Genomic DNA, 11,758 nt, shown 5'->3' with positions numbered 1-11,758 from the left:
CTAGGTCGTAACCGCGTCAGCTAGCGGGCCCGAGCCCGGTCGCTGCGCAGACGCATGAAGCAGAGGCAATACATGCCGACGATGCTAGGAACGCGGCAGCCGGCGCGGCAACTCAATAAAAAACCTGATGCGCGTGACAGCCACTGTTCGCCACTCTGAAGACGTGCAGGCGACGGTCACGGTCACTCCCATGCAGCTCCCCGAGCTGCTGCTGCACGTCGCCGTCGTCCGGCCGGTGTTCCTGTGGGGCGCCCCCGGCATCGGCAAGAGCTCGCTGGTCCGCGAGTTCGCCGACTCCCTCGGCCTCGACTGCGTGACCCTGCTCGGCACCCAGCTCGCGCCCGAGGACCTCATCGGGGTGCCCGAGCTGGTCGACGGCCGCAGCCGGTTCGCGCCGCCCGAGTCGATCGCCCGCGCCGAGCCCTACTGCCTGTTCCTCGACGAGCTCAACGCCTCGGCGCCCGAGGTGCAGAAGGCGTTCTACTCGCTGATCCTCGACCGCAGGATCGGCGCGTACGAGCTGCCCGCCGGGTCCGTCGTGATCGGCGCGGGCAACCGGGCCACCGACAGCGCGCTCGCCCGCCCGATGGCCTCCGCGCTGATCAACCGGCTGGTCCACGTACACCTGCGAGCCTCGCCCGACGACTGGCTCAAGTGGGCCGCCGCCAACGGCATCCACCCGTGGATCGTCGACTACCTGGTGCAGCGGCCCGACCACCTGTGGAGCGCGCCGCCCAAGACCGAGGAGCCGTTCTCCTCGCCGCGCGCCTGGCACATGCTCTCCGACGTGCTGACCTCCTACGGCGACGACGTCGCCGACGAGACGCTCGCCATGCTCGCGTTCGGCACGCTCACCGCCAACCACGCCTCCGCCTTCCGCGCCTACGTCAAGACCGTCCGGCACGCCTACGACCTCAACGCCGTGATCAAGGGTGAGGCGCCGTGGCCGCGCCGGCCCGAGGAGCGCGACCTGCTCTACTTCCTGGCCGAGGCGTTCCGGGCCCGGCTGGTCAAGGAGCTGCCCGCGGACAAGCGCGGCGCCTCCTCCAGGGGGCGTGACCTGGGCTTCCGCGCCAAGACGCTGCTGGTCGAGCTGGCCGAGATCTCGCTGGAGTGCGCCCAGCTCGTCATCGCCTCCGACGCGAACGGCGCGCCCGCGCTGCCCACCTGGTTCCTCGTCGAGGTCGGCAGGGACGTGCCCAGGTTGATGGCGGCCCGATCATGAGCCCCCGCAACAAGGCCAAGACCGACCCGTGGCGCGCCGAGGTGCGCAAGGGCTGGCAGCTCGTCGACCGGCACCCGCTGTTCTCCGTCTACCACAGCTGGCTCTACGCGGCGGATGAGGGGGAGCTGTCGGCCGACACCTGGGCGGTGGTGACGGAGGACGGGGACATCCGCCACCACCCCCGCCGCCGCGCCGAGGCGGCCGAGTGGGCGTGGATCTTCGCCCACCTGCTGCTCCATCTCGGCTTCGGCCACGCCGACCCGCGCACCTGCGCGCCGAAGGACGTTGAAGGCGACCGTCCCGAGCCCGCCTACCGGGCCGCGTGCTGCCTGGCCGTCGACCGGTTCCTGCGGACGCTCAAGATCGGCCGCTGCCCCGCGCCGCTGCCCGCCGAACTGCCCGAGCAGGACGAGGTCACGCTGTCGGAGCGCTGGCGCAGGCTCGGCATCCCCGAGGCGTACAAACCGCTCGGCGAGGAGGACTTCCGCGTCTGCTCGGCGGAGATGGCCAAGCACTTCGACTTCCCGTCCATGTTCGCGGTGGGCGTCGCCGAGGCGGCCACCGCCGCGCTCGACCAGGCGGGCACCCCGCGCGTCACGACCGACAAGCACGTCGAGGGGCCGTGGGACGCGGCGCTGCGCTGGTTCGTCTCCTCCTACCCGCTGCTGGGCGCGCTCGCCGCCGGCATGAAGATCGTCGCCGAGGTGGAGCTGGCCAGGAGCTGGGGGATCTCCATCGCCGCGGTCAGCGCGGAAGCCGGCGAGATCTACATCAACCCGCTCGCCCGGCACTCCGAGGAGGAGTGGCGGTTCGTGCTGGCCCACGAGATGCTGCACGCCGCGCTCCGCCATGGCGAGCGGGTCGGCCCGCGCGAGCCGTACATCTGGAACGTCGCCTGCGACTACGTGATCAACGGCTGGCTCACCGAGATGGGCGTCGGCGAGATGCCGGAAGGGCTGCTGTTCGACCAGACCCTGTCCGGCATGTCGGCCGAGGCGATCTACGACACGATCGTCACCGACCTGCGGCGGATGCGGAAGCTCGCCACGCTGCGCGGGCGCGGCCTCGGCGACGTCCTCGACCGGCCACCACGCCCGGCCGGCGGCTGCGTCGACCTCGACGAGTACTACCGCAGCGCGCTCTGCACGGGCCTGGCCTTCCACCAGGGCAACAGCCGCGGCTTCGTGCCGGCCGGGCTGGAGCAGGAGATCCGGGCGCTCGACCAGCCGCCGCTGCCGTGGGACGCGCAACTGGCTCGCTGGTTCGACGAGCACTTCCAGCCGGAGGAGACGCGGCGCTCCTACGCCCGCGCCTCCCGCCGCCAGGCCGCCACCCCGCACATCCCGCGCCCCGGCCGGGTGCGGCCGGAGGAGGTGGTCAGGAAGGCCACGTTCGGCGTGGTGCTGGACACCTCGGGCTCGATGGACGTCAAGCTGCTCGGCAAGGCGCTCGGCGCGATCGCCTCCTACGCCTCGGTCCGCGACGTGCCGCGGGCGCGCGTGGTGTTCTGCGACGCGATCGCGTACGACGCCGGCTACCTGCCGGTCGAGGACATCGCGAACCGGGTCAAGGTACGCGGCCGGGGCGGCACGATCCTGCAGCCCGGAGTCAGCCTGCTGGAACGGGCCGACGACTTCCCGACGGACGGGCCGATCCTGCTCATCACCGACGGCCAGTGCGACGTGATCCGCATCCGCCGCGACCACGCCTTCCTCGTGCCCCAGGGCGCTTCGCTGCCGTTCCGGCCGCGCGGGCCGATCTTCTTCATGAAATGACTTTGAGCTGGCTTTGAACTGGCTTGGGTAGAACTTTGACCATGGATCGACCGGCCAGGGTGCTCGTCGTGGACGACGAGCCGAACATCCGTGCCCTGCTCTCGCAGACGTTGCGCCTGGTCTCGTTCGAGGTCAGGACCGCAGAGTCCGGCGTCGAGGCGGTGCGGGCCGCCAGGGAGTTCGAGCCCGACATCGTGGTGCTCGACGTGATGATGGCGGACATCGACGGGTTCGAGGTGGCCAGGCGGCTCGGCGAGAGTGTCCCGGTGCTGTTCCTGACCGCGCGCGACACGGTCGAGGACCGCGTCAAGGGGCTCACGCTGGGCGCCGACGACTACGTGGCCAAGCCGTTCAGCCTGGAGGAGGTGGTGCTGCGGATCCGGGCCATCCTGCGGCGCAGCCGTACCGAGACCGGGCGCGAGGACGTGCTGCGCTACGCCGACCTGGAGCTCGACGTGGCCGCGCACGAGGTGCGCCGCGGCGGCGTGCTCGTCGATCTGTCGCCCACCGAGTTCAACCTGCTCGAATACCTGCTGACGAACGCCGGCCGGGTGGTGAGCAAGGCGCAGATCCTCGACAGCGTGTGGCGCTACGACTTCGACGGCGACTCCAGCATCGTCGAGTCGTACGTCTACTACCTGCGCAAGAAGATCGACAAGTTCGAGCCGCAGCTCATCCACACCGTGCGCGGCGTCGGCTACACGCTCAGGACCCCGCGGTGAGGCCGGGCAGGTGGACGCTGCGCGCCCGGCTCGTCATGGCGATACTCGGGCTCACCACGGTCGCGCTCGTGCTGGCCAACGTGGTCGGCATCGCGCTGCTCGGCGACAATCTCCTGCGCCGCGTGGACTCCCAGCTCAACACGATGGGCGGCGCGGTCGGCAAGCTGCCGATGATGGCCGGCCTGATCTCCGGCGGTCAGACCATGGACTGGGAGAAGGTGCTGACCAAGCGGGTCGCCTCCGTGGCCAGGATCTACATCTACTCCGCCGACGGCAGACTGGTCAGCGAGCTGCCGGGCGACTCGGACCCCGGCCCGGTGCTCGGCGACGTCCACGTGGGCGATCCCTACACGGTGAGCGGCACCACGGGGCCGTCCTGGCGGCTGAAGGCGATCACGACCTACGACGGCGGCACCGTGGTGGTCGCGCAGTCCCTCGGCGAGCTGGAGGCGACCCGCGCCTCGCTCGTCGCCATCGCCTTCGCCGTCAGCGCGCTCATCCTGCTCATGCTCGGCCTGGCCGCCGACGCCGTCGTACGCCTCGGTCTGCGCCCGCTGACCAGGATGGAGCGTACGGCCGGCCAGATCGCCATGGGCGACTTCGCCAGCCGGGTCCCCGCCCCCGACCCGCACACCGAGGCGGGCCGTCTGGGCGCGGCCATGAACGTCATGCTCGACCGCGTCGAGAACGAGATCGCCGCCAGGACCGACTCCGAGTCCCGCATGCGCCGCTTCCTGGCCGACGCCTCGCACGAACTGCGCACCCCGCTCACCTCGGTCCGCGGCTTCGCCGAGCTCTACCGCCGGGGCGGCGGCGACGAGCAGGAGACGATGCGCAGGATCGAGGAGGAGGCCGCCAGGATGGGCATGCTCGTCAACGACCTGCTCACCCTGGCCCAGCTCGATCAGGAACGCCCCATCGACCGCCACCCCGTCGACCTGCTGGAGGTGGCGGCCGACACCATCCGGGACGCCCGCGTCCGCGTGCCCGGCAGGCAGGTCAGGCTGAGCGGCCTGGGCGGGACGCTGGCCCCCGTCTCCGTGGTGGGCGACGAGGCCCGGCTGCGCCAGGTCGCCGCCAACCTCGTCGGCAACGCCCTCACCCACACCCCGGAGGACGCGTCGGTGACGGTGAGCGTGGGCACGGCACGCGGCATGGCGGTGTTCGAGGTGGCCGACACCGGGCCTGGCGTGTCGGAGCAGCACATCCCCCACGTCTTCGACCGCCTCTACCGCGTCGGCCAGGGCAGATCCAGGACCGACGGCGGCGCGGGACTGGGCCTGGCCATCGTGGCCGCGATCGTGCACGCCCACGGTGGCACGATCGAACTCGACTCCGCGCCGGGTCAGGGCGCCACCTTCCGCGTGCTCCTACCCGGCTCCTAGGCGGTTCCCAGGCTCCTTTGATCGGCGCTCGGCACATTCGGGGCATGAAGCGAAGAATCCTGATCGCCACCGGCGTGCTGGCCCTGGCCGCCGCCGGATGCGGCTCGGCGCCCAGCTCCGCCGGAGTCGCCTCCGTCAAGACCACCTCGGCCGCACCTGCATCTAGCCCGTCGCCCTCGGCCAGCCCTTCGGCCAGTGTGGACAAGGCCGAGCAGGGCAGGAAGTTCGCCGCCTGCTTGCGTGAACACGGCCTCGACGTTCCCGACCCCGACCCGAACGGCGAAGGGATGTTCCAGGCGCTGCCCAAGTCGGAGCTGAACTCGGGCAAGGTCAAGAAGGCGTTGGAGGCCTGCCGCTCCGTCGCCCCCGTCAGGGACGCCAAGGAGCTGAGCCCGGCGGACCAGGACAAGATGCGCCAGTTCGCCGCCTGTATGCGCGAGAACGGCATCGACCTGCCCGACCCGGACTTCAGCGGGAAGACCAACCAGAACCTCGCCAAGAGCTTCAGACTGGACGACCCCGACTTCAAGAAGGCTTATGAGGTCTGCCGGGATAAGTTCCCGCAGCTGGGCAAGACGCAATGACGCGGATCAAGTTCTCGCAGTTGGGACGGACGCGATGACGCAGGTCAAGTCCCAGCCCGAGGTCGTCCCCCGTCGGCCGGGCCGGCCGATCCGGCCCAGGCGGCGCTCGCTCCGCACCGTCGCCTGGGCCGGAGGCACCGCCCTGCTCGCCGCCGCCGTCGCGGCCGCCGCCATCGGCTTCGGCGGCAGCGGCTCGGGCACGGCCGTCGCCGACCGTACGCCCCCGGCCACCGCGAAGGTGACCCGCACGACGCTCACCGAGACCAAGACCGTCGACGGCACGCTCGGATACGGCGACACCATCACGGTCACCGCCAAGTCGCCGGGCACGATCACCTGGGTGCCCGAGGAAGGCGCCACCATCACCCGGGGCAAGGCCGTCTACAGTGTCGACGCCGACCGCCGCCCCCTGCTCTACGGCGGCATGCCCCTCTACCGGGTGCTCAAGGACGGCGTCGAGGGCAAGGACGTCGAGTTGCTGGAGCGGAACCTGGCCAAGCTCGGCTACACCGGCTTCGACGTCGACAAGGAGTTCACCTGGGCCACCCGCGAGGCCGTCGAGGACTGGCAGGACGACCTCGGCCTGGACGTCACCGGCGAGGTCCAGCCCGCCGACGTGGTCGTGGAGCGCGGACCCCTCCGCGTCGCCGGCCTCAAGACCACGCTCGGCGCCGGCGGCACGGGGCCCGTGCTCACCGCGACGGGCACCACCCGCCAGGTGCTCGTCAACCTCGACGTGGCTGACGCGCATCTGGTCAAGAAGGGCCTCGGCGCTACGGTCGAGCTGCCCGACGGCTCCACCGTGAAGGGCAAGGTCACCAGCGTGGGCAAGGTCGCGACCGAGACGGGCACGGGCGGCGACGCCACCACCACGATCGAGGTCAAGGTGTCGGTAAGCGGTCTGAAGAAGCCGTTCGACTCCGCCCCGGTCGACGTCACGATCGTGTCGGCCCAGCGCGAGGACGTGCTGGCCGTACCCGTCGGAGCGCTGCTGGCCCTCGCGGAGGGCGGCTACGGCGTTCAGGTCGTGACGGGCGGCACCACCCAGTACGCGGCCGTCGACATCGGCATGTTCGCCGACGGCAAGGTGGAGGTCAGCGGCGTCCAGGAGGGCGCGACCGTGGCGGTGCCCAAGTGATCGTCCAGCTGCGCGCGGTGAGCAAGGAGTACGGCGAGGTGGCCGCGCTGCGCGGCGTCTCCATGGGCATCGAGTACGGCGAACTCGTCGGCATCGTCGGCCCGTCGGGTTCCGGCAAGTCGACCATGCTCAACATGATCGGCACCCTGGACCGCCCGTCGAGCGGCACCGTGCGCATCGCCGGGCACGACGTGCTCACCCTCAACGACAGGCAGCTGTCGGCGCTGCGGGCGAACGTCATCGGCTTCGTCTTCCAGCAGTTCCACCTCGCCGCGGGCGTCCCCGCACTGGACAACGTCGCCGACGGTCTCCTGTACGCGGGGCCCTCCCTGCGCGAACGCCGCCTGCGCGCCTACGAGGCACTCGAACGGGTCGGGCTCGGGCACCGGCTCGGCCACCGCCCGCACGAGCTGTCCGGCGGCGAGCGGCAGCGGGTGGCCATCGCCCGTGCCGTGGTCGGCGGGCCGCGACTGCTGCTGGCCGACGAGCCGACGGGCAACCTGGACTCCCGCTCCGGCGCGGGCGTCATGGACCTGCTGCGCGAGTTGAACGCCGGCGGCACCACCGTGGTCGTCATCACCCACGACCGCGACATCGCGGCCTCGCTCCCGAGGCAGGTCGAGATGCTCGACGGCCTCGTGGTGGACGGCGCTGCAGACGGCCTTGCGGTGGACGGTGCTGTGGCCGGCGGCTTTGTGGCAGGGGGCGCTGTGGCGGGCGGTTTTGTGGTGGACGGAGCCGGGCTATGACCGCTGCCATCCTCACCTCCGCCCGGCTGCGCCCGCGCGACATCCTCAGGGTCGGCGGCGCGGGCCTGCGGGCCAGGCCGCTGCGGGTGTTCCTGTCGGCGCTCGGCATCGCCATCGGCATCGCGGCCATGCTCGGCGTCGTCGGCATCTCCGCCTCCAGCCAGGAGGACCTGAACCGCCAGCTCGAAGCGCTCGGCACGAACCTGCTCACCGTCTCACCCGGACAGACGCTCTTCGGCGAGAGCTCCCACCTGCCCGCCGAGGCGGAGGGCATGATCGAACGGATCGCACCCGTCACCTCGGTCACCGCCACGGGCACCACGCCTGCCAAGGTCTACCGCAACGACCACATCCCGGCGGCCCAGTCGGGCAGCATCTCGGTCACGGCCGCCCGCCTCGACCTGCCGCACGACGTGGGCGCCCAGGTCGTCAGCGGCACCTGGCTGAACCAGGCCACCCAGCGGTACCCGGCCACCGTGCTCGGCGCCAAGGCGGCCGACCGGCTCGGCGTCGTACGGGCGGGCCCCGACCAGCGGGTCTGGCTGGGCGGGCAGTGGTTCACCGTCGTCGGCGTGCTCGGTCCCGCGCCGCTCGCCCCCGAACTCGACACCGCGGCGCTGATCGGCTGGCCCGTCGCCGAGGAACGGCTGGACTTCGACGGCTACCCGACCACGATCTACGCCAGGGCCGAGGAGGCGTCCGTCGTCGCCGTACGCGATGTGCTGGGCCCCACCGCCAACCCGGAGAAGCCCAACGAGGTCGAGGTCTCCAGACCGTCGGACGCGCTGGCCGCCAAGCAGGCCACCGACGCCACGCTGAACGCCCTCCTGCTCGGCCTCGGCGGCGTCGCCCTGCTGGTCGGCGGGGTCGGCGTGGCCAACACGATGGTGATCTCGGTACTCGAACGGCGCGCCGAGATCGGGCTACGCCGCTCGCTGGGCGCCACCCGCGGGCAGATCCGGCTGCAGTTCCTGGCCGAATCGCTGCTCTTGTCCGCCATCGGTGGCGTGGGCGGCGTCGTGCTGGGCATCGGCGTCACCGCCGCGTACGCGAGCTTCCAGGGCTGGCCGGCGATCGTACCGGTCTGGGCCATGCTCGGCGGCGTGCTCGCCACCCTGGTCATCGGCGGGATCGCCGGGTTCTATCCGGCCGTACGAGCCGCCCGCATGTCGCCCACTGAGGCCCTGGCCACGCCGTGACGAACAGGCGGGCGGAGATGCCCGTGCGGCGCGCACCCCGGCGCCCCACGTGTCCGTTTCTTACAAGAAGAACCTGGCCAGGCGGGGATAACTTCACCGGTATGGAGCTGAATTCGCGGGCGGTCTCCCGCGCTGAGAGATACCTGCTGCTGCACGGGCGGCTGATCGACAGGCTCAGGTTCGAGGCCCTGTTCAGGGATGCCTCCCGTACGCGCGTGCTCGACGCGCTGCGCTGCTACCGGAACGACGACGGCGGGTTCGGCAACGCGCTCGAACCGGACCTGCGCGGGGCGGGCAGCCAGCCGGAGCCGGTGGAGGTGGCGTTCTGGATCCTCGACGAGCTGGACGCCTTCGACGATCCGATGGTGACCGCCGCCTGCGACCACCTCCTGGGGATCACGGCCAAGGACCGCGGCGTGCCGTTCGTGCTGCCGAGCGTCCGCGACACGCCGCGGGCGCCCTGGTGGGAGACCGGCGAGGAGCCCCCGGGCAACCTCATCCCCACCGCGTCGATCGCCGGGCTCCTGCACAAGCATGGCGTCGCCCATCCATGGCTCGGGCCCGCCACCGACTTCTGCTGGTCGGCGATCGCCGACATCTCGGACACGACCCCGTACGAGGCGCGGGCCGTCGTCCAGTTCCTGAACCTCGTCCCCGACCGGGCACGGGCCGAGGCGGAGTTCGCCCGGCTGCGCGAGGCCCTGCTGGCCACGGTCACCTTCGACCCCGACGCGTCCGGCGAGGTGCATTTCCCCCTCGACTTCGCTCCGTCGCCGCTGCGGCTGCCGCTCTTCACGCAGGACGTCCTGGACCGGCACCTCGACGCGCTCGCCGCCGCCCAGTCGGAGGAGGGCGGGTGGGAGGGGAACTGGCTGATCTGGACGCCCGTGGTGGAGCACGAGTGGGGCGGCTTCATCACCGTGCACCGGCTGCGGACGCTCCAGGCGTACGGGCGGCTGTGACTGCTTGGGCGTACGGGCGGCTTCTTGGGCGTACGGGCGGGTGTGATTTCTTGTCGGTGGGGGTGCGTAGCTTGGAGGCATGTACGAAGAGCGGCCTCCTGGGGACGGCTTCGACGGACGGGTCACCTGCGTGTGGCGGCAGGTGAGCGACGCCGACGGCACGCGACTCGTGGTGCCCGATGGGTGCGTGGACCTCATCTGGGGGCCTTCGGGGGCGTTCGTGGCCGGGCCGGACACCGGGCCGATGCCGGTGCGGGTGCGCGCGGGGGACGCCTTCACCGGGATCCGGTTCAAGCCGGGCGGCGTCGGGGACGTGTTCGGCGTTCCGGCGTACGCCCTGCGCGACCAGCGCGTGCCGGTGGCGGACCTGGAGTTCTCCGTAGGGCGGTATGTGGCGATGTCCGGCGCGCGGCTCGCGAGCATGCGGGCCGCGGTCGTGGCCCGGCTTCGGGCCACCGCGCCCGCCGACGCCGCGGCGCCCGCGATAGCCGAGGCGCTCCGGACGGGACGGACCGTGGGAGAGGTGGCCTGGACGCTGGGGTTCAGCGAGCGGCAGCTGCTGCGGCGCAGTCTGGCCTCGTTCGGATACGGGCCGAAGGTCCTGCAACGGGTCGTCCGGTTCCAGCGGGCGCTGAAACTGGCCCGTGCGGGGGTGGTGCCTGCGGAGGTGGCGGTGGTCTCGGGCTACGCGGATCAGGCGCATCTGGCCAACGAGGTCAAGCGCCTGAGCGGCGTGACTCTGGCGGAGCTCCGGAGATGAGAGCGGCCGCCCAGCCCGCGCTGGGGTCGCTGTCGACGAGGAGCGCCCGCGTGAGCAGGCTCAGGGGGATCGCCAGGAGCGCGCCCAGCGGCCCTAGGACGAACGCCCAGACGATCAGCGACAGGAACGTCATCGTGGTCGACAGCCCCACCGCGTCCCCCAAGAACTTAGGCTGGATGAACGACTGGATCACCACGTTGATGGCGATATAGGCGGCGATGACGAGGAGCATCTGCTTGATGCCGCCGTCGAGGAGCGCCAGCATTGCGGGCGGGATCAGACCGAGGACGAAGCCGATGTTCGGAATGTAGTTGGTGATCAGCGCCAGGACACCCCAGAGAAGGGGCAACGGCACACCCAGGATGGACAGAGCCACGACGTCCAGCGCCGAGCAGATGAGACCGAAGATCGTGGAGACGATGAGATAACGCCTGGTGTTGTGGGCGAACGTGCCGAACGCCTCCACCAGGTGTGGCTTGGCCTCCTTGCCCGACGCGATGATTCTGGCGATGGCCGGGGTGTCCAGGCACATCGCGAGCAGCAGCACCACGATGAGGAACAAGCTGGACAGGATCCCCAGCAGACTCGACAGCAGGCTCTGCGCCAGCCCGAGCACCTTGGCCGGATCGAAGGCCTGGATCGCCTTGTCGAGCTGGGCGTTGCTGACGCCGTGGGTGGTGGCGAAGTTCTGGGCGTCGGTGAGCAACTGCTGAAACTGCGGGGCGTACGCGGGGAGCAGCGAGGCGAGCTGGGTGACGGAGACGGTCAGCACCGCGACCATGCCCAGCAGCACGAACAGCACGATGAGGAAGGGCACGGCGACCTGCACCCATCCGGGAGCGCCCGCGCGGGAGAGCCGGCTCCGCACCGGGGCGACGGCGATGACCAGCACGAGCGCGAGCACGACCGGGCCCAGGATCGACGCGACCTCGCGCATGCCGAACAGGACGATCACCGCGCAGGCGATACCCAGCAGGATGGTGAGGGCTCGGGGCACAGTGGCTTCCTACCCGTGGGCGGGGGATGACACCGGCGGGCGGTTGATTTGACGGTTCCGGGAGGCGTACATAGAGTTCACCAGTCCCGCGAGGACGGCGATGATCGCCGGTCTCACTCGGGGACAACCTCCACACAGATCCTTTCGGATGGTGTTCGCACCACTCAGGATGGTCTGGTAAGTTAGAGGGGTTGTCCCGGAAACGGGGCGGTCTTTATTCCAGCAGGTCGGAGCGGGTCGGGTCAATTTGACACCGGGCCGG

Annotated in this window: 11 protein-coding genes; 10 read left to right on the top strand and 1 reads right to left on the bottom strand. The window is 71.0% G+C overall.

What is annotated here, in order from left to right:
- Positions 1-163 precede the first annotated feature (163 nt).
- The 10 genes from AB0L53_RS53415 (at position 164) to AB0L53_RS53370 (ending at position 10,499) form a co-directional block, all read left to right on the top strand.
- Positions 164-1,225 carry a MoxR family ATPase gene (locus AB0L53_RS53415; RefSeq protein ID WP_364013075.1) on the top strand — a complete coding sequence of 354 codons (1,062 nt, stop codon included), beginning with the start codon at positions 164-166 and terminating at the stop codon, positions 1,223-1,225.
- The gene (locus AB0L53_RS53410) at positions 1,222-3,000 is read left to right on the top strand and encodes a hypothetical protein (protein WP_364012899.1); all 1,779 of its coding nucleotides are present in this window, start codon (positions 1,222-1,224) and stop codon (positions 2,998-3,000) included. Before AB0L53_RS53415 ends, AB0L53_RS53410 begins: the two co-directional genes overlap by 4 nt.
- Positions 3,001-3,041: 41 nt before the next feature.
- Positions 3,042-3,722 carry a response regulator transcription factor gene (locus AB0L53_RS53405; RefSeq protein WP_358553871.1) on the top strand — a complete coding sequence of 227 codons (681 nt, stop codon included), beginning with the start codon at positions 3,042-3,044 and terminating at the stop codon, positions 3,720-3,722.
- Complete coding sequence (locus AB0L53_RS53400) at positions 3,719-5,107, top strand: HAMP domain-containing sensor histidine kinase (protein WP_364012895.1); 1,389 nt, start codon at positions 3,719-3,721, stop codon at positions 5,105-5,107. Before AB0L53_RS53405 ends, AB0L53_RS53400 begins: the two co-directional genes overlap by 4 nt.
- A gap of 44 nt (positions 5,108-5,151) precedes the next feature.
- Complete coding sequence (locus tag AB0L53_RS53395; RefSeq protein WP_364012893.1) at positions 5,152-5,691, top strand: hypothetical protein; 540 nt, start codon at positions 5,152-5,154, stop codon at positions 5,689-5,691.
- A 34-nt stretch (positions 5,692-5,725) separates the two neighbouring features.
- The gene (locus tag AB0L53_RS53390) at positions 5,726-6,829 is read left to right on the top strand and encodes a peptidoglycan-binding domain-containing protein (RefSeq protein WP_364012890.1); all 1,104 of its coding nucleotides are present in this window, start codon (positions 5,726-5,728) and stop codon (positions 6,827-6,829) included.
- The gene (locus AB0L53_RS53385; protein ID WP_364013072.1) at positions 6,829-7,578 is read left to right on the top strand and encodes an ABC transporter ATP-binding protein; all 750 of its coding nucleotides are present in this window, start codon (positions 6,829-6,831) and stop codon (positions 7,576-7,578) included. Before AB0L53_RS53390 ends, AB0L53_RS53385 begins: the two co-directional genes overlap by 1 nt.
- Entirely contained in the window at positions 7,575-8,777 is a 1,203-nt protein-coding gene (locus AB0L53_RS53380; protein ID WP_364012887.1) for an ABC transporter permease, read from the top strand. Before AB0L53_RS53385 ends, AB0L53_RS53380 begins: the two co-directional genes overlap by 4 nt.
- Before the next feature lie 101 nt (positions 8,778-8,878).
- The gene (locus tag AB0L53_RS53375) at positions 8,879-9,739 is read left to right on the top strand and encodes a hypothetical protein (RefSeq protein ID WP_364012884.1); all 861 of its coding nucleotides are present in this window, start codon (positions 8,879-8,881) and stop codon (positions 9,737-9,739) included.
- A gap of 79 nt (positions 9,740-9,818) precedes the next feature.
- Positions 9,819-10,499 carry a DUF6597 domain-containing transcriptional factor gene (locus tag AB0L53_RS53370; protein WP_364012881.1) on the top strand — a complete coding sequence of 227 codons (681 nt, stop codon included), beginning with the start codon at positions 9,819-9,821 and terminating at the stop codon, positions 10,497-10,499.
- Here the strand turns inward: AB0L53_RS53370 and AB0L53_RS53365 are convergent.
- Positions 10,456-11,496, bottom strand: coding sequence for an AI-2E family transporter (locus tag AB0L53_RS53365; protein WP_364012878.1), 1,041 nt, complete (start codon positions 11,494-11,496; stop codon positions 10,456-10,458). The genes AB0L53_RS53370 and AB0L53_RS53365 overlap by 44 nt on opposite strands.
- Between the last annotated feature and the right edge of the window lie 262 nt (positions 11,497-11,758).

Source organism: Nonomuraea sp. NPDC052129 (assembly GCF_040680095.1).
Lineage (GTDB): Bacteria > Actinomycetota > Actinomycetes > Streptosporangiales > Streptosporangiaceae > Nonomuraea.
This window is presented reverse-complemented; position numbering and strand designations above follow the sequence as displayed.